General features: G+C 71.0%; 21 protein-coding genes. 4 read left to right on the top strand and 17 right to left on the bottom strand.

Translation table 11 applies throughout. From position 1 onward, the window contains the following. The first annotated feature begins 7 nt into the window (after positions 1 to 7). The 3 genes from urtC to urtE are packed head-to-tail and all read left to right on the top strand — an operon-like array spanning position 8 to position 2,698. Positions 8 to 1,117, top strand: coding sequence for an urea ABC transporter permease subunit UrtC (gene urtC, locus LRS07_RS20755; protein ID WP_260502188.1), 1,110 nt, complete (start codon positions 8 to 10; stop codon positions 1,115 to 1,117). Continuing rightward, a complete protein-coding gene (gene urtD / locus LRS07_RS20750) occupies positions 1,114 to 1,992 on the top strand; it encodes an urea ABC transporter ATP-binding protein UrtD (protein WP_260499811.1) in 879 nt (292 codons plus the stop codon). The genes urtC and urtD overlap by 4 nt, the downstream gene beginning before the upstream one ends. Position 1,993: 1 nt before the next feature. Beyond that, positions 1,994 to 2,698 carry an urea ABC transporter ATP-binding subunit UrtE gene (urtE, locus tag LRS07_RS20745; protein WP_260499810.1) on the top strand — a complete coding sequence of 235 codons (705 nt, stop codon included), beginning with the start codon at positions 1,994 to 1,996 and terminating at the stop codon, positions 2,696 to 2,698. 36 nt (positions 2,699 to 2,734) lie between these two features. Here urtE and LRS07_RS20740 read toward each other — a convergent pair whose 3' ends face one another. The 12 genes from LRS07_RS20740 to LRS07_RS20685 all read right to left on the bottom strand — a co-directional run bounded on the left by LRS07_RS20740 (position 2,735) and on the right by LRS07_RS20685 (position 12,902). Beyond that, entirely contained in the window at positions 2,735 to 3,085 is a 351-nt protein-coding gene (locus LRS07_RS20740; RefSeq protein WP_260499809.1) for a hypothetical protein, read from the bottom strand. A 121-nt stretch (positions 3,086 to 3,206) separates the two neighbouring features. Further along, positions 3,207 to 4,031: an urease accessory protein UreD gene (locus tag LRS07_RS20735; RefSeq protein WP_260499808.1), complete on the bottom strand. Its 825-nt coding sequence runs from the start codon at positions 4,029 to 4,031 to the stop codon at positions 3,207 to 3,209. Between the two features lie 17 nt (positions 4,032 to 4,048). Beyond that, positions 4,049 to 4,558: a nucleoside deaminase gene (locus LRS07_RS20730; RefSeq protein ID WP_260499807.1), complete on the bottom strand. Its 510-nt coding sequence runs from the start codon at positions 4,556 to 4,558 to the stop codon at positions 4,049 to 4,051. Beyond that, on the bottom strand, positions 4,555 to 5,580 hold the full coding sequence (locus LRS07_RS20725; protein ID WP_260499806.1) for an ABC transporter substrate-binding protein: 1,026 nt from the start codon (positions 5,578 to 5,580) through the stop codon (positions 4,555 to 4,557). The genes LRS07_RS20730 and LRS07_RS20725 overlap by 4 nt, the downstream gene beginning before the upstream one ends. Positions 5,581 to 5,660: 80 nt before the next feature. Beyond that, positions 5,661 to 6,746, bottom strand: coding sequence for an aromatic ring-hydroxylating dioxygenase subunit alpha (locus LRS07_RS20720; protein WP_260499805.1), 1,086 nt, complete (start codon positions 6,744 to 6,746; stop codon positions 5,661 to 5,663). Positions 6,747 to 6,857: 111 nt separating this feature from the next. Beyond that, a complete protein-coding gene (locus tag LRS07_RS20715; protein WP_260499804.1) occupies positions 6,858 to 7,283 on the bottom strand; it encodes a VOC family protein in 426 nt (141 codons plus the stop codon). A 10-nt stretch (positions 7,284 to 7,293) separates the two neighbouring features. Then, positions 7,294 to 8,274 carry an isopenicillin N synthase family dioxygenase gene (locus LRS07_RS20710; RefSeq protein WP_260499803.1) on the bottom strand — a complete coding sequence of 327 codons (981 nt, stop codon included), beginning with the start codon at positions 8,272 to 8,274 and terminating at the stop codon, positions 7,294 to 7,296. 32 nt (positions 8,275 to 8,306) lie between these two features. After that, a complete protein-coding gene (locus tag LRS07_RS20705; protein ID WP_260499802.1) occupies positions 8,307 to 9,344 on the bottom strand; it encodes an ABC transporter substrate-binding protein in 1,038 nt (345 codons plus the stop codon). A gap of 235 nt (positions 9,345 to 9,579) precedes the next feature. Further along, on the bottom strand, positions 9,580 to 10,689 hold the full coding sequence (locus LRS07_RS20700) for a type II asparaginase (RefSeq protein ID WP_260499801.1): 1,110 nt from the start codon (positions 10,687 to 10,689) through the stop codon (positions 9,580 to 9,582). 91 nt (positions 10,690 to 10,780) lie between these two features. Beyond that, entirely contained in the window at positions 10,781 to 11,284 is a 504-nt protein-coding gene (locus tag LRS07_RS20695; protein WP_260499800.1) for a DUF4148 domain-containing protein, read from the bottom strand. Between the two features lie 153 nt (positions 11,285 to 11,437). Then, a complete protein-coding gene (locus LRS07_RS20690; protein ID WP_260499799.1) occupies positions 11,438 to 11,923 on the bottom strand; it encodes a nucleoside deaminase in 486 nt (161 codons plus the stop codon). 43 nt (positions 11,924 to 11,966) lie between these two features. Continuing rightward, positions 11,967 to 12,902, bottom strand: coding sequence for an AraC family transcriptional regulator (locus LRS07_RS20685; protein ID WP_260499798.1), 936 nt, complete (start codon positions 12,900 to 12,902; stop codon positions 11,967 to 11,969). Positions 12,903 to 13,000: 98 nt separating this feature from the next. Between LRS07_RS20685 and LRS07_RS20680 the strand changes: the two genes are divergently transcribed. Further along, positions 13,001 to 13,834 carry an SDR family oxidoreductase gene (locus LRS07_RS20680; protein WP_260499797.1) on the top strand — a complete coding sequence of 278 codons (834 nt, stop codon included), beginning with the start codon at positions 13,001 to 13,003 and terminating at the stop codon, positions 13,832 to 13,834. A gap of 58 nt (positions 13,835 to 13,892) precedes the next feature. Here LRS07_RS20680 and LRS07_RS20675 read toward each other — a convergent pair whose 3' ends face one another. Genes LRS07_RS20675 through uraD form a run of 5 tightly spaced genes read right to left on the bottom strand, consistent with a single transcriptional unit; the run spans position 13,893 to position 19,614 of the window. Further along, positions 13,893 to 14,660, bottom strand: coding sequence for an ABC transporter permease (locus tag LRS07_RS20675; protein WP_260499796.1), 768 nt, complete (start codon positions 14,658 to 14,660; stop codon positions 13,893 to 13,895). Continuing rightward, the gene (locus LRS07_RS20670) at positions 14,657 to 15,481 is read right to left on the bottom strand and encodes an ABC transporter ATP-binding protein (RefSeq protein WP_260499795.1); all 825 of its coding nucleotides are present in this window, start codon (positions 15,479 to 15,481) and stop codon (positions 14,657 to 14,659) included. The genes LRS07_RS20675 and LRS07_RS20670 overlap by 4 nt, the downstream gene beginning before the upstream one ends. A gap of 8 nt (positions 15,482 to 15,489) precedes the next feature. Beyond that, entirely contained in the window at positions 15,490 to 16,548 is a 1,059-nt protein-coding gene (locus LRS07_RS20665; protein ID WP_260499794.1) for an ABC transporter substrate-binding protein, read from the bottom strand. 49 nt (positions 16,549 to 16,597) lie between these two features. Then, entirely contained in the window at positions 16,598 to 17,842 is a 1,245-nt protein-coding gene (locus tag LRS07_RS20660; RefSeq protein WP_260499793.1) for a M20/M25/M40 family metallo-hydrolase, read from the bottom strand. Beyond that, complete coding sequence (gene uraD / locus LRS07_RS20655) at positions 17,839 to 19,614, bottom strand: 2-oxo-4-hydroxy-4-carboxy-5-ureidoimidazoline decarboxylase (RefSeq protein WP_260499792.1); 1,776 nt, start codon at positions 19,612 to 19,614, stop codon at positions 17,839 to 17,841. Before uraD ends, LRS07_RS20660 begins: the two co-directional genes overlap by 4 nt. Position 19,615: the final 1 nt, after the last annotated feature.

The raw sequence follows: 19,615 nt of genomic DNA, 5'->3' as shown, positions 1-19,615 counted from the left end.
GTCGGCCATGGACCTGCAACCCCGTCGCGGGCTGCTGCTGGGCGCCAAGGGTTGGTCCGTCGTGTTCGCCCTGCTCGCCGTGCTGGTGCTGGTCGTGCCGGTGCTGAACCTGGTGCTGCCGGCGGACCACCCGCTGCACCTGAGCGAGTTCTACGTCACGCTGGCCGGCAAGATCATGTGCTACGCCATCTGCGCGCTGGCCATGGACCTGATCTGGGGCTACACCGGCATCCTGTCGCTGGGCCACGGGCTGTTCTTCGCGCTCGGGGGCTATGCGATGGGCATGTACCTCATGCGCCAGATCGGCGCCGAGGGCCAGTACAAGATGGACATGCCGGACTTCATGGTCTTCCTCAACTGGAAGGAGTTCCCCTGGCACTGGACGTTCAGCGACAGCTTCGTCTTCCAGGCGGCGATGGTGCTGCTGGTGCCGGGGCTGCTGGCCTTCGTCTTCGGCTACTTCGCCTTCCGCTCGCGCATCAAGGGCGTCTACTTCTCCATCATCACGCAGGCGATGACCTTCGCCGCCATGCTGCTGTTCTTCCGCAACGAGACCGGCTTCGGCGGCAACAACGGCTTCACCGACTTCAAGCGGGTGCTCGACCTGCCGATCGCCACGCCGCAGATGCGGGTCACGCTGTTCGTGCTCACCGGGCTGGTGCTCATCGGCTTCTGGCTGATGGCGCGCGCCATCGTGCACAGCAAGTACGGCCGGGTGCTGCAGGCCATCCGCGACGCCGAGAGCCGGGTCATGTTCACCGGCTACGACCCGCTGGCCTACAAGCTGAGCATCTGGACGCTGTCGGCGGTGATGTGCGGCGTGGCCGGCGCGCTGTACGTGCCGCAGGTGGGCATCATCAACCCGAGCGAGATGTCGCCGGCCGCCTCCATCGAGATCGCCATCTGGACGGCGGTCGGCGGCCGCGCCACGCTGGTCGGCCCGGTCGTCGGCGCGCTGTTCGTCAACGGCGCCAAGAGCTGGTTCACGCAGGTGTTCCCCGAGTTCTGGCTGTACTTCCTCGGCGCGCTGTTCATCGCGGTGACGCTGTGGCTGCCCGACGGCATCGTCGGCCTGGCCCGGCGCCTGTTCGGCAAGAAGAAGGAGGCCCGTGCATGACGCCGGACCTGATGGAGTCGCTGGCCGAGGCGAAGCAGGCGCACGACCGCAGGGCGGGCGCCGGCCACTCCGGCGGGCGCGAGGCCGCCTGGGGCCGCATCCTGCACCTCGGCGAGCCCGACTTCGCCCACGGCGTTGCGCTGTACGTCGACGACGTGACGGTGAGCTTCGACGGCTTCAAGGCGCTGAACAACCTGTCGCTGCACATCGGCGTCGGCGAGCTGCGCTGCATCATCGGCCCCAACGGCGCCGGCAAGACGACCATGATGGACGTCATCACCGGCAAGACGAGGCCCGACGCGGGCCGCGTCTCCTTCGGCTCCAGCATCGACCTGCTGCGGCTGCGCGAGAACGAGATCGCGCAGATCGGCGTCGGCCGCAAGTTCCAGAAACCGACGGTCTACGAGGAGCTGTCGGTGTTCGAGAACCTCGAGCTGGCGCTGAAGGCCGACCGCCGCGTGAGGGCCAGCCTGTTCTCGCGCCTGACGGGCGAGCAGCTCGACCGCATCGCGCAGATCCTGCAACTGATCCACCTGCGCGACCAGGCGCAGCGCACCGCCGGGCTGCTCAGCCATGGCCAGAAGCAGTGGCTGGAGATCGGCATGCTGCTGATGCAGGACCCCAAGCTGCTGCTGCTGGACGAGCCGGTGGCCGGCATGACCGACGAGGAGACCGAGCGCACGGCCGAGCTGTTCCTCAGCCTGGAAGGCCAGCACTCGCTGGTGGTGGTCGAGCACGACATGACCTTCGTCGAGGCGCTGACCCAGGGCCGCAAGAAGGTGACGGTGCTGCACGAGGGCAGCGTGCTGGCGGAGGGGCTGCTGTCGGAGGTGCAGGCCAACGAGCAGGTCGTCGAAGTCTATTTGGGCCGTTGAGATGCTGACCGTCGACCAGATCAACCAGTACTACGGCGGTTCGCACATCCTGCGCAACGTCTCGCTGCAGGCCAACGCCGGCGAGGTCACCGTGGTGCTCGGCCGCAACGGCGTGGGCAAGACGACGCTGCTGAAGAGCCTGATGGGCGTGGTGCCGGTGAAGGGCGGGCGCATCACGCTGGACGGGCAGGACATCACCACGATGCCGCCCTACGAGCGGGTGCGCCGCGGCATCGGCTACGTGCCGCAGGGCCGCGAGATCTTCAGCCGGCTGACGGTGGAGGACAACCTGCGCATGGGCCTCGCCTACCGCTCCGGCAGCACGCCGATCCCGCCGCTGCTGTTCGAGCTGTTCCCGGTGCTCAAGGCCATGCTGCACCGGCGAGGCGGCGACCTGTCGGGCGGGCAGCAGCAGCAGCTGGCCATCGCCCGTGCCCTGGCGGCCGGGCCACGCCTGCTGGTGCTGGACGAGCCCACCGAGGGCATCCAGCCGTCGATCATCAAGGACATCGGCCGCGTCATCCGCCGGCTGGCCGACGAAGGCCTGGGCCAGGGCCGGCTGGCCGTGGTGCTGGTCGAGCAGTACTACGACTTCGCCGCCGAACTGGCCGACCGCTATGTCGTCATGGAGCGCGGCGAGGTGGTGCAGCAGGGCCTCGGCCGCGACATGGCGGCCGAGGGTGCGCGGGAGCGCATGTCGATCTGACCGGCCGCCGCGGGCCGGCCGTCGCGTCGACGACGGTCAGTTGACGGGGTCGAAGCCGTTGGGCGAGTCGCCCATGCGCTGGCTGTAGCCCTCGCCGTTCGGGATGCTGCCGTTGCGCAGGCCCCGGTAGACATCGGTGCGGGCGCTCTCGCGCGTCACCGGCGGCTGGACCTGCGGCGGCAGGGTGGTGCCGGCGGGCGCGGTCGCCGCCGTGGGCGCCGGGTCGCTGGGCCGAGCGGCGCCGCCCCATCGCTCGGCGGGCATGGTGGCCGTCGGCGGGGTCACGCTGCCGCTGCCGTTCGGGGTGCCGGGGGCCGGCAGCGATTGGGCCTGGGCGCCGAAGGTGGCCGCGGCGAGGGTGGCGAGCGCGAGGTGGTGCAACTTCATCGTGTTCACTCCTTGGATCAGAACCGGCGGGCCGCGCGGGGTGCGCCGCCCGATGCCCGGTTGGAAGGCCGTCCCTCGCCGAGGTTCGGTCCAACCCTGTCAGCCGATGCTGATCCGTGCGTCAGGTGCGCCAGACCCGCGGCGCGCAGGCCGCCAGGTCCCAGGCCTGCCGTCGCCAGGCCGCCCTGGTGCGCAACAGCCGCTGCATGACCGGTTCGACGCGGGGGCCGAGCACCCGCAGCACCACCACCCGGTCGTTCGGTGAGGTGCAGCCGGCGTCGAGCACGGCGTCGTGGCCGGCCTCGCGGGCCGTGTCCAGCAGCGCCTGGCGACGGGTGCCGTCGATCGGCGCACCGGCGCCGAACCACAGCATGCCCAGCGCGCGCTGGCCGGCCCAGCCCAACGGCCCGTCGAGCAGGCGGTGGTCCGCCGCGTCGATGAGCCCCCGCTCCAGCCAGGCGCCCGGCAGGCGAACGTCCTGCAGCACCTGGCCGCGACGGAAGGCGGCGTCCGACGCCGGCAGGCCGAGGGCCAGCACGTCCCAGCCCATCATCTCGGCGCCGGGCGCCAGGTCGAAGCTCAACCGGTTCTCCGCCCGGCAGCCGTCGAAGGCGATGGTCTCCAGCGGCAGCCATTCCAGGCGGGCACCATCGGCCAGGCGGGCGTTGACGCGCTGCACCGCGAGCGGTCCCTTGCTGCGGTAGAAGCGGGTGGCCCCCGGCGTCGTGAGCAGCGCGTGGCTGCCGCGCGTCAGCGACAGCTCGACGTCGAGTTCGTCGCCGCCGGCCAGCCCGCCGGGCGGGTGGACCAGCACCTGGTGGCACACGGCGGGACCTTCCGGGTACAGCCGCTGCAGCACCCGCAGCGGTCCGTCGTGGCGGTCGTGGCCGACGGTGCGGCCGTCGGCCAGGCGGTAGTCGAGGCGCAGGTGCCCATGCCAGGTCATGCCGGCATTGTCCGCGTTCAACGCCGCCAGAACCCCTCGTGCGGCCGCGCCGCCTCCTCGCCCAGCACGGGGCCGTGCACCTCGATCGGATGGGCCGAGGCGTCGAACACGTCGCGGCAGGACAGCGCCGCGTCGCGTTGGTCGTCGCGCTCGCCGCGGAAGGTGCGCAGAGCCACCGCGTCGATGCCATAGACCACCCGGCGGATGTTCGACCAGAAGATGGCGCCGGCGCACATCACGCAGGGCTCGGCCGAGCTGTACAGCGTGGCGCCGGCCAGGGCCTCGCGTGAATGCGCGGGCGAGACCCTGCGCACCACGTTCGTCTCGGCATGGCCGGTGCAGTCCCGGGTCTCGGTGGTGTCGCAGAAGGCCTCGCCGAGCACCCGACCATCGGCACCGACGACCACCGCGCCGAAGGGCCGGTTGCCGCGTGCGCGGCCGACGGCGGACAGCTCGATGGCGCGGCGCAGCCAGCGCAGGTCGTCCTCGCTCAGTGCCGGCTCGACGGCCGCGGACGAGGCGCTCACGTCCTCACCACCCGTTCCGCGCGCGCCGGCAGGAAGCTGCCGTTGAAGATGGCGTCGGCGCTGGGCCGCACCTTCAGGCCGAAGACCTCGGTCACCTCGTCGACCTGCTGCTCGATCAGCAGCTTGCGGACGTCGCCGAGGCCGTGGCCTCGGCTGTCGGGCGTGACGATGTAGCCGGCGGTGATCTTGAAGCGCTCGGTCTCCACCTTCTCGTCCAGCAGCGGCTCGCGCTGCTTGACGTGCACCATCGCCGCCGCCGGGTTGGGCAGCGTCTCCTGCAGCCCGCGGTTGAGCGCGCGCAGGAAGCCCGCCACCGCCTTCGGGTTGCCGTGCATGAAGCTGCTGCTGGCCAGCACCGCGTTGCCGTACAGGCTGCAGCCGGCGTCGGCATAGGACAGCACGGTCAGCTCCTCCATCTTCATGCGCTGGAACAGCGACAGCGCCGAGTCGTGGAAGTAGGTGGCGCCGTCGACGTCGCCGCGCACCACCACGTTGTCGCGCGAGTTGAAGTCGGTGGTGATCCACTGCAGCGCGTCGGGCTTCAGGCCGACGCGGCGCGCGGCCATCGGCCAGGCGCGCTTGGTGGCCTCCACCGCCGCCGCGCCGATGCGCTTGCCCTGCAGGCTCTTCCAGTCGGTGATGCCCTTGTCCTTGCGGCCGATGATGGTGAAGGGCGCTCGGTTGTAGTACTGGTAGACCGCCTGCACGATGGGCGGGCCCGCGTTGGCGGCGTTGAACTCGATCAGCGAGGAGATGTCACCCGAGCCCATGTCATAGGCACCGCTGGCCACGCGGGTGATCGATGCGACCGAGCCGGAGCCCACGTCGATCGTCACGTCCAGGCCTTCTTCGCGGAAGTAGCCCTTTCCCTGCGCCAGCAGGAAGGGCGCGATCTGGCCGGTGATGCGGAAGTCCAGCGTGTACCGGACCCTGGTCAGCGAGGGCTGGGCGATGACGGCGGGCGCGCCGAGGGCGGCGAGGGCCGGCGCGGCGGCGAGTTGAAGCAGGTGACGGCGTTGCATGGTGGCGTGACTCGGGGAAAGGTCTGGAAGGGCGGTGCCCGCGACACGGCGATCCGTGTCGGGCGCGGGAAGCAGCGGGGTCAGGCGGCGGCCTGCAGCGGCGCGGGCGAGGACGGCGCGTGCGCGGCGTTGCCGCGGTGCACCTCCTGCTCGCCGTGGCGGGCGAGCAGCTCCATCAGCTTGCGGCGGATGAGCAGGCCCGGGCGGTCGCTTTCCATCGAGAACTCGATGCCGCGGCGGCGGATGTCCAGCACCGCGTCGCAGTCGGTGGACTCCAGGATCTCCTTGTCCTCGCGGGTGATCTCTTCGTCGAAGTCGATCAGCAGCTGCGCCGGGCAGTCCGCCTCGGTGTCGTTGCGGAACAGCCATTGGCACAGCTGCATGCGGCCGTCGTCGATGGGCGTGAAGCAGTTGATGATGATGTGGCGCACGCCGCTCGGGTACTCGATGTCCAGCCGCCGCGAGAAGGGCTGGAAGTAGGCGTTGCGCATGTGCCGGGTGGTGATCGGGTCGGTCACGCCGCTGATGGCGTGGAACTTCTGCGGGTTGGCCGCGGGGATCACCGTCTCGGCGTAGAAGCCTTCCGCGGTGTCCACCAGCTCGTAGCGGCTGGGCTTGGGCTGGTCGGCCACCCCGAAGGTGGCCCGGTGCACGAAGCTGAAGTGCGAGTTGTCGAAGCTGTTCTCCAGCGCCCGTAGCGGCGCGGTGTGCCAGGTCTCGTAGAACTGGAAGATGGTGCGCCAGCCGGGGGCGTCGAACTCGGGGATGGCGGGGATGTCGGCCACCGGCTCCTCCAGCGCCACCCAGGCGTAGCCGTAGCGGGCCGTGCAGCGGTAGGCGGTGGTGCGGTGGTCCGGCGGCACCGTGCGGCCTTCGGCCAGCTGCGGGATGTGCACCACCGCGCCGGTGCGGTCGTAGGTCCAGCCGTGGTAGCCGCACTGCAGCTTGCCGGCCAGCGGGCCTTCGCTCGGCACCCAGCCCTTGGACAGCTTGGCGGTGCGGTGGCAGCAGCGGTCGGCCAGCGCCGCGGGCTGGCCCTGCTCGTCGAGGAAGAGCACGAGGTCCTCGCCCATCAGGCGGAAGGGCTTCGGGCCGGCGGCCAGGTCGGTGAGCGGCATGACGGCATGCCAGAACTTGCGGAAGACGGGTTGCTTGGTGGTCAGCATGGGATCTCTCCAGGGTCTTGAAGCAGCGATGAATCAAGAGCAATGACCCGCCACGGCCTGCTGGCCTTCGGCTCGCCCGCTTCTACTCTTGGGTGGGGGAACGGTCGGTCCTCAGAAGGGCGTCGGCGACGCGGTGACGCCGGGCGGCAGCGCCGCGCAGGCGACGCGGAACACCTGGTCCTCGCGGTCGGCCAGCACGGCCTGCCACTGGCCGTAGTAGGTGGCGAAGGGCGGCTTGATGACCGCGCCGCCGAGGCGGGCCGCGGCCGCGGCGGCGGCGTCCACCGCGGCCGGCGTGTCCAGCATGAAGGTGGCGTAGGCGGTGACGGTGCGCTGGTCGGGCGGCGGCATGCGGTCGGCCAGGCCGAGCAGCCGGTAGGCCGCCGCGGCGTTGAAGCCGAACTGCTGGCCGCCGTGCTGCAGCGCGCGGTAGATCGGCGAGCGGGCGTCGGAGGCCTCCTCCCAGCCGAGCAGCTCACGGTAGAACCGGAACTGCGCGTCCACGTCCTCACACAACAGGTTGAACCACAAGCTCATGGTGTGGGCCTCACGCCATGGCCGCGCCCTTGGCGCCCAGACCGTAGGTCTTCTCGTACATCTCGCGCAGGTGCTCGCCCACGGTGCAGGGCGTGTACTTCGGCGCTTCGCCCGCCGGCACGCACACCGCCAGCGGCTCGACCCTCGACTCGTAGTCGGGGCTGTAGAAGAAGGGGATGGAATGCCGCGGCGCGCCGTTCGACTTGACGTTGCGCACCCGGTGCGGGTTGGAGTGGTAGCGGCCGTTGGTCCAGCGCGGGATCATGTCGCCCAGGTTGACGACGAAGGTGCCCGGCATCGGCGTCGCCTCGGCCCAGCGGCCGTCGGGCAGTTGCACCTCCAGGCCACCGTGCTCGTCCTGCGCCAGGATGGTGATGGCGCCCCAGTCGGTGTGCGCGCCGGCGCCGAAGGTGCGGTCGTCGGCATCGGCCGGGTGCGGCGGGTAGCGCAGCAGCCGCAGCGTGATCATCGGGCTGTCGAGCTGGTGATCGAAGTGGGTCTGCGGCAGGTCCAGCGACAGCGCCATCAGCTGCATCAGCCGCTCGGCCAGGGTGCGCAGCGCGGCGATGTAGGCCTCGCACTGCACAGCCATGCCGGGCAGCTGCGCCGGCCACTGGTTGCGGCCGTACGAGCGGTACCGGCGCTGCACGTAGGGGTGGTCGTCGGGGTAGGGCAGGCCGCAGTAGAAGCTTTCCTTCAGGTCGGGCCGAGAGGCCTCGTCCAGCGTCTGCGTGCCCAGCGCCTCGTAACCCTGCCCGCTGGGCGAGTGGCGCAGGTTGATGGCGTCCTTCTCGGCCTGCGGCAGCGCGAAGAAGCGCCGGGTGATGTCGAACTGCGCATCCACCAGCGCCTGCGGCACGCCGTGACGCTGCACGTAGAAGAAGCCCGAGGCCATCGCGGCCTCGCGCAGCGCCTGCGCCGCGAAGGGGCTGCGCGCACCGTCGGGCGACAGGGCGCCCTCCAGATCGATCACTGGAATCGATGAGGTCATGTCCAACTCCTGGCGGAAGGGGCGTTCGCCGGTCAGACCTTGAGCCGCCGGTCGGCGGCCGCCGGCAGGAAGCGGTCGGTCCACAGGTCGGCCACGGTGAGCGTGGACTTCAGGCCGAAGGCCTCCACCGTCTCGTCCAGCGTGGCCTGCAGCCGCGCGGGCGTGGCGGCGCCCCAGCCGTTGGCGCGGGTGTCGGCGGTGCGCATGGTGCCCTCGACGATCAGGCGCAGCCGCTCCAGCTCGATCTCCTCGTTGGACAGCGGCTCGCGCGCCTTCACCGCGGCGGCGCCGGCCTTGGGGTCGGCCATGCACTCGGTCCAGCCGCGGGTGGTGGCCCGCACGAAGGCGCGCAGCGCCTCGGCGTTCTCGGTCTGCGCCTTGGCGTTGGCGACGATGCCGTTGCCGTAGGACTTCAGGCCGTGGTCGGAGAAGCGGAACACCGTGAGCTGCTCCGGCCCCATGCCGCGCGCTTTGAGGTTGAGCAGGCCGGTGAAGAAGAAGTAGGCCGCGGCGTCGAAGTCGCCCTTGACGAAGCGGGTGTCGCCGATGTCCGGCGCCACGTTCTCCCAGCGCACGCCGGAGGGGTCGAAGCCCTGGGCCTTGGCGAAGACGGGGAACAGCTTGCGCGAGGCGTTGAACGGCTGGCCGAGGATGCTCTTGCCCGCCAAGTCGGCCGGCTTGGCCACCGGCCCGCCCTTGCGCACCATCACCGAGTTCGGGTTCAGGTCGTACTGGATGGCCACCGCCGCCAGCTTGGCGCTGGGGTTGGCGTTGTTGAACTCGATCATGGTCGACAGGTCGGCCGAGGCGGCGTCGTAGGCGCCGCCGGCCACCAGGCTGATCGCCGAGGCCGAGCCGTTGCCGGTGTCGATGGTCACGTCCAGGCCCGCCTCGCGGTAGTAGCCGCGCTGCGCCGCCAGCAGGAAGCCGGCGCCGGAGGATTCGATCTTCCAGCCGAGGTTGAACTTGAAGGGCCGCAGCGACCCCTGGGCGTGCACGAAGGGCGCGAAGGTGCTGGTGGCGCCGAGGGTGGTGGCAGCGGCGCTGCCAAGGAAGTGCCTGCGTTGCATGAGCGTGCCTCCGGAATAGGCGGGTTGGCGCCGCACCAGACCGTGGAGGCTGCTGCCTCTCACGGGTGCGGCGTCAAGAGCAATTTCCGGCCGCCGGCCCCATCCGGCACCAGGGCGGTGCCGTCGCGAGGGGGCTGGCGGTGAACGCTTCTACTCTCGCGCGCAGTCTCGCAAGCTTGATGCCAGATCGCCGGCGAAGGCGCGCGGGATGCGCGCGGCGGTCGGCATGGCGGACTCAATACTCCCAGAAGATGCGCTGCAGCTCCGCGCTGGTGCGCGGGCGGGTGAGCGCCACCGCGGCCAGGATCTTGGCCTTCTGCGGGTTGTGGTCGTGGGCCACCACCCAGTCGTACTGGTCGTCGGGCTGCTCGGCGTTGCGCAGCACGAAGCCGCCGCCCACCCGAGACGAGCGGATGATGGGCGTGCCGGCGGCGCGCAGCTTGCGCAGCGTCTCCACCGCGTAGTTGGCCACCGAGCCATTGCCCGTGCCCGCGTGCACGATGGCCTTGGCCCCGCCGGCCACCGCCGCCTCGTACAGCGCGGGGTTCATGCTGCCCGACCCATAGACGATGGCCACGTCGGGCAGGCTGTCGATCTGGTCGATGTCGAACTCCGAGCGGCTGGTGTGGCGCTTGGCCAGGCTGCGGAACCAGTAGGTCTTGCCCTCGACCACCATGCCCAGCGGGCCCCAGGGGCTTTCGAAGGCGCTGGTCTTGATGTTGATGCGCTTGCTGGCGTCGCGGCCGGAGAGGATGTCGTCGTTCATCGACACCAGCACGCCCTGGCCGCGCGACGATGGCGAGGCCGCCAGCACCACGGCGTTGTACAGGTTGAGCATGCCGTCGGCCGACATGGCGCTGCCCGGCCGCATCGAGCCGACCACCACGATGGGCTTGTCGTTCTTGATGACCAGGTTGAGGAAGAAGGAGGTCTCCTCCAGCGTGTCGGTGCCGTGGGTCACCACGACGCCGTGCACCGCGGGGTCCTTGAGCAGCGCGGACACCCGCTTGCCCAGCAGCACCAGCCGGTCGTTGGTGAAGCTCTCGCTGGCGATCTGGAAGGCCTGCTCGCCGCGCACGTCGGCCACGGTGGCCAGCTCGGGCAAGCCGGCCAGCAGCTTCTCGACCGGCACCTTGGCCGCCTGGTAGGTGGCGCTGTTCAGCGCCGAGGCGCCGGCACCGGCGATGGTGCCACCGGTGGCGACCACCACCACCACCGGCTTGGCCGGCGCGGCGGTGGTGGCCTGGGCCTGGGCCTGGGCGTGCGCGATCGCCACGCTGGCGATCAGCGTGGCGGCGGCGCGGGGCAGCAAGCGGGACAGCAGCGGCAGGACAGGGGTGGGCATCGGGACCTCGGCGGTTGCACTGGTGACGCCACAGCTTGCAGCGCCTGCGCTGACGCTGCAAGGCCTGCGCCTGCCGAGGCCTGCTGCCGCGTCAGCCGCGTTCGCCGGTGGCCGGGACGGGGGTGCGCTCGGCACGCACCACCGGGGCCGGCTTGGCCGCCACCCGGCCGGTCTGCGGCAGCTGGTGGCCGTAGCTCAGGGCGTTGATGCGATCCAGCTCGCCGCTGGCACGGGCCTGCTCGTACTCGGCGCGCACCTCGGCGCGGGTGCGGGTGGAGGCGGTCACCGGTTCGGCGAAGACCTGGTAGCCGTCGACGCGGTACTGCGGCACATCGGCGGTGCGGGCGCGGGCCAGTTCGGCGCGGACCTGTTCACGGCTCGCGCCCTGGGACGCCGCGGCGGCCGGCGCGGCGAAGGCCTTGTCGTCGTCGCGGTGCAGCGGCAGCTCGCCGGCCCGCAAGGCACGTTGCGCTTCGGCCTGCACGTCGGCGCGGGTGAGGCCGCCGTTGTCCGCGGCCTGGGCGGGTGACAGCGCGGCCAGCGACGAGAGCAGGGCGATGGCGACGGTGATGGTGGAAAGGTGGCGGGAGGTCATGGTCGGCTTCCATTCAGTGAGGGCCGGGACCGGGATGGCTCGGCATGGGGGTCACTGTAGGCAGCCGTGGTCGTGGGATAAACCAGCGCCGTGAGAACGGACTGTTGCGCCGTCAGCATCAACCCGGCGCGATGGGCCGGGCGTCAGGGACGTTCAACGGGCCTTCCAGAAGCGCCGGTGCAGGGCGGCGATCTCCTCGGCCAACGCCGGCACCGGCCCGACCACCTGCACCGCCTTCTGGCCGGACGCGAAGACGTTGCGGCAGGGCAGGTCGAGCGTCGGGTTCTCGGCGTGCGCGCCCGTCAGCGCCAGCAGCTGGCGCTCCTCCATGCCGTAGACCAGTCGCCCGATGTGCGCCCAGTACTGCGTGCCGGCGCACATGGCGCAGGGTTCGACGGTGGTGACCAGGGTGCAGTCCCAGAGGAACCCGGGCGGGTGCAGGCGCGCGGCCTCGCGTGCCAGCACCGCCTCGGCATGGTTGACGCTGTCGACGTTGCCCTGCTCCATCAGCACCGTCTCGCCGTCGGGCGCCACCAGCAGCGCGCCGAAGGGGTGGTGACCGGCGTCCATGGCGCGGCGGGCGAGGTCGTTGGCGTGGCGCAGCAGCCGGTGGACCTGGTCGTCGGTGAGCGGTGTCATGCGCAACTTGTAGCACGCCCGGCGGAGGACCACGGGCCGCGGCTCAGCCCTGCACGCCCAGGCGCCAGGGATGCGACCGGTCGGCCGCGTCGCGCTGGCGGAACGCCTTGGGCGACAGGCCCAGCGTGCGCTTGAAGACCTTCGAGAAGCTGAAGGCGTCCTGGTAGCCCACCTCGGCGGCCACGGCCTCCAGCTTGTGGTCGGTCTCGGCCAGCAGGCGCATGGCCCGCTGCATGCGCAGCACGCGCAGGTGGTTCAGCGGCGTGTCGCCCATCGCGTCGCGGAAACGTTCCGCCAGGGCGGTGCGCGACAGGCCCGCCTGCTGCGCAAGTTCGTCCAGCGTCCAGGCGTGCGCGCTGCGCTCGTGCATCAGCGTCAGCGCCCGCCGCACCTGGGGATCGCGCACGGCGTGGCTCCATCCCTGGCCGACCTGGCCGCGCTGTGCCGCGATCTCGCGCAGCGCGTAGGTGAACACGGTGTCGAGCAGCGCCTGCACGATGGTGTCGGCACCGGGTTCGGCGGCGCGGATCTCCTGCTCCATCAGGCCGGCGGCCAGGGCCAGCGGCCCCAGGCGCGGTCGGGCATCGGCGCGCAGCACGGTCCAGGCCGGCAGTTCGGCGAAGAACGGGTGCAGCGGACGGTTCCACAGCTGGTAGGCGCCACCCACCACCACGCTGGCGCCGGCCTCGATCGGCCCCGGCGCGTGCGCGATGGTCTGCGGCGTCAAGCCGGCCAGCTCGGGCCCGACGGTCAACGCATGGTCGCAGCCGCGGGCCATGAAGGCGACGTCGCCGGTGGCCAGGGCCAGCGGCGCGTCCAGCGTGGGCGCATGCACGTGCACCGGCCCCTGCACCACGACGTGCAGGCCGATGCTGCGGTCGCAGGGGAAGCGCAGCGCCACGTCGGGCGGGATGGCGCGCAGGCCCAACAGCCGCCGCCGCAGGCTGGCGTCCTGGAGGATGTCGGAAAGCAGGTCCATGTTGAACGATTGGACATGAAAAGCGAACTCAAATCCATTCATCGTTCGATTCGGCGTCGACACCATGGGGCCATCGCAACCCCCATCAGGAGAACCTCATGTCCCGCATCCTCGTCGTCGGCGCCAGCGGCACCGTCGGGTCCGAACTGTCGCGTCTGCTCGCGGCCGAAGGCGAAACGGTGGTCAGGGCCACCAGCCGTGCGCCGGTCGCCGCCGACCAGGTGGCGTTGGACCTCGTCACCGGGGCCGGCCTGCAGGCCGCGTTCCAGGGTGTCGACCGCGCCTTCTTCCTCGCCCCGCCCGGCCATGCGGACCAGGAGGCGCTGCTGGCGCCGCTGATCGACGCCGCCGCGGCCCACCGCCTGCAGCAGGTGGTGCTGATGACGGCCATGGGCGCGAACGCCGACGAGAACGCGCCGCTGCGCAAGGCGGAACGGCGGCTCGAGGCCTCGGGCCTGGCCTACAACATCCTGCGGCCGAACTGGTTCATGCAGAACTTCAACAGCGTCTGGCTGCACGGCATCCAGACGGCGGGCCAGATCTTCCTGCCGGTGGGAGACGCCAAGGGCAGCTTCATCGACGCGCGCGACATCGCGGCCGTGGCCGCCCGGCTGTTGACAAGCCAGGGCTTCGCCGGCCGGGCGTTCGACCTCACCGGGCCGCGTGCGCTGGACCATGCCGAGGCGGCCGCCATCCTGTCGCGGGCCACGGGCAGGACCATCGGCTTCACCGACATCACGCCGGAGGCCATGCTGCAGGGCCTGCTGGGCGCCGGACTGCCGGCGGACTATGCGGCCTTCCTGGTCCAGATCCTCGGCTACTTCAAGGCCGGGGCGGCCGAGCGCACCACGGACGCCGTGCAGCAGGTCACCGGCCGTGCCCCGCGCACGTTCGAGCAGTACGCGAAGGACTATCGGACGAGCTGGGCGTGAACGGAGAAGGCCGCCCGAGGGCGGCCTTCTCGCATCGGCGACGCACCGGCCGTCGCGGTCACACGTTCTGCGACCCCCGGTGCGCCCAGCCCGTGGTGCGCTTCTCGATGAAGGCGAAGAACTCGTACATCGCCATCGCCATCGCGCCCACCACCACCAGGCCGGCGAAGGCCAGGCCCATCTGCATGGCCGAGCCGGCGGAGACCAGCAGGTAGCCGATGCCTTCGTTGGCGGCGTTCATCTCCGACACGGTGGTGCCGACGAAGGCCAGCGTGATGGCGACCTTGAGCGAGCCGTAGAAGTACGGCATCGACCGCGGCAGGCCCACCTTCATCAGCACGTCCCAGCGCTTGGCGCCGAGCACGCGCAGCACGTCCTCCAGCTCGGGCTCCAGCGTCGCCAGGCCGGTGGCGATGTTGACCATGATGGGAAAGAAGCTGATCAGGAAGGCGGTCAGGATGGCCGGCCCGGCGCCGATGCCGAACCACACCACGAGGATGGGCACGAAGGCCGCCTTGGGCAGCGCGTTGAAGCCGGTCATCAGCGGGTAGACCGCCGCATAGGCCACCCGCGAGCTGCCGATCAGGAAGCCCAGCAGCACGCCTACCGCGATCGCGAGCGCGAAGCCGGCCACCGTGACCCACAGCGTGCGCCAGGCGTGCTTGAGGATCTCGCCGCGGAACTCGACGATCTGCTCGGCGATGCGCGCCGGGCTGGGGAAGATGAACTCGCTGACGCCGAAGCCGCTGCAGATCGCCTGCCAGACCAGCAGGATGACCGCCAGCAGCACCCAGGGCGACCAGCGCTCGAAGTTCTTGTTGGTCACTGGGGCACCCCCGTGGCCACCGCCTGCGCGGGCTGCCGCATGGCGCCGATGTGGCCGCGCAGCTCGTGGACGATGTTGGTGAAGGCCGGTGTGTAGGTGATCTCCAGGTCGCGCGGACGCGGCAGGTCGATCTCGCGCTTGACCACGAAGCGTCCGGGGCTCTTGCTCATGACGTAGACCGTGTCGGCGAGGAACACGCTCTCCCGCAGGTCGTGCGTGACGAGGATGACGTTGAACTTCTGCAGCGCCTGCAGATCGCGCAGCGCGCACCACAGCTCCTCGCGGGTGAAGGCGTCCAGCGCGCCGAACGGCTCGTCGAGCAGCAGCATCTTCGGCTCGTGCACCAGCGCGCGGCAGATGCTGGCGCGCTGCTGCATGCCGCCGGACAGCTGCCACGGGAACTTGTCCTCGTAGCCGCCGAGACCCACGCTCTGCAGCAGCTTGCGCGCCTTCTCCTCGTACTCCGCACGCTTGGCGCGGAAGTTCGAGCGGTAGGGCTCGACGATCTCCAGCGGCAGCAGCACGTTCTGCATCGTCGTGCGCCAGGGCAGCAGGCTGGGCGCCTGGAAGGCCATGCCGGTGATCTTCAACGGGCCGGTGACCTCGCGCCCGTCGATGATCACCGTGCCCTTGCTCGGCCGCTTCAGGCCGGTGGCCAGCTTCATGAAGGTGGACTTGCCGCAGCCCGACGGGCCGACGATGGCGATGAACTCGCCTTCGCCGATCTGCAGGTTGATGTCCTCGACGGCGTAGTGGCCGGCAGCGAGCAACTCGTCGTTGTAGGCCAACCAGACATCATGGAAATCGACGAAGGCAGGCATGTCGGAACCTATTTCTTCGGGGCCGGGGGCAGCACGTTGCGCTCGGCGGCGGAGGGCAGGAAGCCGGCGTTCCACACCGCGTCGGGGTTGATGCGGCCCTTGGTGTTGAAGGCGTCGGCGACCTGGCTGGCCATCAGCGCCAGGCGCGGGCCCTTGACGTCGCCGAAGCCCTCGGCGCGGGCGTCCGGCGTGGCGATGGCGGAGTTGATCGCCAGCCGCAGCCGGCGCTCTTCCATGTCGGCGTTGATGATGCCGTCGCGCTCCTTCACCACCGCGGTGGCGGCCTTGGGGTCGGCCATCACTTCCTTGGCGGCCTTGGTGAAGGCGCGCAGGAAGCCTTTGACCGCCTCGGGGTTCTTCTTCAGGAAGTCCTCGCTGGCGATGATGACGTTGCCGTACAGCCGCACGCCGTGGTCGGGGTACATCATCACGGCCACGTCCTCGGCCTTGATGTTGCGGGCCTCCAGGTTGAGCAGCGAGGTGAAGTAGAAGCCGGTGATCGCGTCCACGTCGCCGCGGGCCAGCATGGTCTCTCGCAGCGGCGGGTCCATGCTGGTCCACTGCACGTTGCCGATGCCGTTGGCCTTCTGGAAGATGGGGAAGGCACGGCGGCCGGCGTCGAACACCGGGGCGCCGAGCTTCTTGCCCTCCAGGTCCTTCGGCGTCTTGATGCCGGTCTTCTTCAGCGAGAACACGGCCGCCGGCGTGTTGTTGTAGACCATCATGACCGCCACCGGCTTGTTCGGCGCGGTCGGGTTGTTGGCGTGGAACTCCATCAGCGCCGACAGGTCGGCGAAGCCCATGTCGTAGGTGCCGGAGGCCACGCGGTTGACCGCGTTGCCCGAGCCGTTGCCGGCGTCGATGGTGACGTTGAGCTTCTCGGCCTTGAAGTGGCCCTTGGCCACCGGCCACAGGAAGAAGGCCGACGGGCCTTCGAAGCGCCAGTCGAGCTGGAACTTGACGGGGGTTTCCTGCGCCTGGGCGGGCAGCGTGGTGAACAGCGAGGTGGCGGCGAGGCCGGCGGCGAGCAGGCCGCGGCGGGCGAGGGACAGGGGGCTGGTCTTCATGAGGGAGCGGCTCCGGGTTGACGAGGCGGCTTGCAACTTCTGTGCAAGCTCAGGGGGCGGGGGACAGCAGGTCGAACAGCGTGCGCGCGACGACGCGGGTGGCACGGTGCAGGTCGTCGAGCACCAGGTGTTCGTCGGCGCGCTTGGCGTTGGATTCGAGCACGGTGCGCGGGCCCGCGCCATAGATGACGGCCGGCACGCCGGCCTCGCCATACAGGCGCACGTCGGTGTACAGCGGGGTGCCGGAGGTGGGCAGCTCGTGGCCGAACACCTCGCGGCCATGGCGCTGCAGCGGCGCCACCAGCCGCTCGTGGCCGGGCAGCGGCTTCAGCGCGCGGGCCAGCAGCATCCGCTGGATGTCCACCGAGATGCCGGGCACCCGGGTGGCGGCGGTGGCGATGGTCTCGCGCACCTCGGCCTCCACCGCCACCGGGTCCTCCTCGGGGATCATGCGGCGGTCCAGCTTGAACGTGACGGTGCCGGGCACCACGTTGGTGTTGGTGCCGCCCTCGATGCGCCCCACGTTGAGGTACGGGTGGTGGATGCCGGCCACCTGCGAACGCACGTTGGCCCGGTAGTGCGCGTTGCGGGCGTACAGCGCCTGCAGGATGGCGACCGCGCCCTGCAGCGCGTCGACGCCGGTGTCGGGGATGGCGGCATGCGCCATGCGGCCGTGCACCGTCACCGCCATCTGCAGGCAGCCGTTGTGGGCGGTGACCACCTCGTGGCTGAAGCCGGCGGCGATCAGCAGGTCGGGCTTCGTCAGGCCTTGCTTCAGCAGCCAGCCGGGGCCGAGCTCGCCGCCGAACTCCTCGTCGTAGGTGAAGTGCAGCTCGACGTTGCCGCGCAGCGCGGCGTTCAGCGACTGCAGCGCGCGCAGCGCGAAGGTGAAGGTGGCGAAGTCGCTCTTGCTCACCGCCGCCGCGCGGCCGTAAAGCCTGCCGTCCACCACCTCGCCGCCATAGGGGTCGTGCGTCCAGCCCTCGCCCGGCGGCACCACGTCGCCATGGGCGTTCAGCGCGACGGTGGGCCCGGCGCCGTCGCCGAAGCGCTGGCGAACGACGAGGTTGGTGATCGATTCGAGGCCGAAGGCCTTCACCGCGTCGGCCGGCACCGGATGGCGCTCGGCCTGCAGCCCGAAGCCGGCCAGCCGGTCGGCCGTGGCCTCGGCGTGCGGCGCGTTGTTCCCCGGCGGCGTGTCGGTGGGCACGCGCACCAGCACCTGCAGGAAGGCCACCTGCTCATCGAAGTGGTCGGCGATCCACTGGTCCAGCGCGTCGTAGGGGCGGGTCATGCGAGGTCCTGGGCCAGGTCGTCGAGCAGGCGGTTGAAGGCCTGCACCGCCAGATCGGCGTCGTCGTCGGTGGTGGATTCGAGCGGGTTGTGGCTGATGCCGCCGTTGGCGCCGCGCACGAAGAGCATGGCCTGCGGCATCACCTCGTGCAGCTTCATCGCGTCGTGGCCGGCGCCGCTGGGCAGGCGGTGCAGCGGCACGCCCCGCGCGGCGACGGCACGTTCCCAGCGCCGCTGCCAGTCGGCGGCCGAGGGCGCGGCGGCGGCGCGCATCGTCTCCTCCAGGCGGTACGGCAGGCCACGGCGTTCGCAGATGGCCTTCAGCTCGGCCAGCACCTCGGTCGCCAGCGCGTCGCGCTGCGCGTCGGTGGGCGCACGCAGGTCGAGGCTGAAGCGGCAGCGGCCCGGCACCACGTTGATCGAGCCGGCCGGCACCTCCAGCTGGCCGACGGTGCCGACCAGGTCGGGCGCGGCCGAGGCGATGCGCTCCACCGCCAGCACCAGCTCGGCCACCGCGCAGGCGGCGTCGCGGCGGCGGTCCATCGGCGTGGTGCCGGCGTGGCTGGCGGTGCCTTCCACCTCGCCGAGGTACCGCACGCTGCCGTTGATGGAGGTGACCACGCCCAGCGGCAGGTCCAGCTCGTTGAGCACCGGGCCCTGCTCGATGTGCACCTCGACGAAGCCGAGGTAGCGCGCCGGGTCGCGGCGGATCGCGCCGATCTGCGCCGGGTCCAGCCCGGCGTGCGCCATCGCCTGGCGCATGGGGATGCCGTCGGCGTCGGGCTGGTCCAGCCAGGCCGTGTCGAACTGGCCGGTCAGCGCCGACGAGCCGATGAAGGTGGCCTTGTAGCGCTGGCCCTCCTCTTCGGCGAAGCCCACCACCTCCAGGCCGAAGGGCAGCCGCCGGCCCTCGGCCTTGAGCCGGGCCACGCAGGCCATCGGCACCAGGATGCCGAGCCGGCCGTCGTACTTGCCGGCGTTGCGCACGGTGTCGTAGTGCGAGCCGGTGAGCAGTCGCTTCGAGGCGGGATCGGCGCCGTGGTAGACCCCGACCACGTTGCCCACGGCGTCGAGCGACACCTCGTCGAAGCCGACGTCCCGCATCCACTGCTGCAGCTGTGCGGCGCAGGCGCGGTGCGCGTCGGTGAGGTAGGTGACGGTGAGCTGGCCATGTTCGCCGAAGCCGGGGTCGCTGTGCGCCGCCAGGGCCTCGGCCCAGTCCCACACGCGCTGGCCCTGCAGCGGCGGCTGGCCGAACTTGTCGTCCAGCCGCAGCTCGGCGATGCGGTGGATGTGGCGCAGGCACTCGGCCAGCTCCAGCGCCGGCGGCATGGCCAGCCGGCGCTGGAAGGCGGCGATGATCTGCTGGCGGGTGAGGCCGGTGCCGCGCGGGCCGCGCACCGCCAGGATGAACGGCCAGCCGAAGCGGGCGTTGTAGTCGGCGTTCAGCCGCTGCAGGGTGGCGAACTCCTCCGGCGTGCAGGCGGTGAGGCCCGACACCTGCTGCTCGTTGGCCGATTCGGCGGTGAGCGCCTTCGCCACCATCGCCTTGCCGGCCAGTTCGGGGTGGGCGCGCACCAGCCGCAGCTGCTCGTCGCGCGTGGCCTCGCGCACCACGCGGGCCAGCGCGGCCTTCAGCGCCGCCAGCGAGGCGAAGGGCCGCGCCGCGGCCGCGCGTTCGGCGATCCACGGCGAGTGCTCGTAGGTGCCGTCCAGCAGGGCGACGACCTCGTCGCGGCTGGCCGCGTTGAGCTGGTCCAGGGTCAGCGGCATG

The sequence above is a fragment of the Aquabacterium sp. J223 genome (assembly GCF_024666615.1).
In the GTDB taxonomy this organism is placed as follows: Bacteria; Pseudomonadota; Gammaproteobacteria; order Burkholderiales; family Burkholderiaceae_C; genus J223.
The sequence above is the reverse complement of the archived record's forward strand: the minus strand, read 5'-3'. Positions and strand labels throughout refer to the sequence as shown.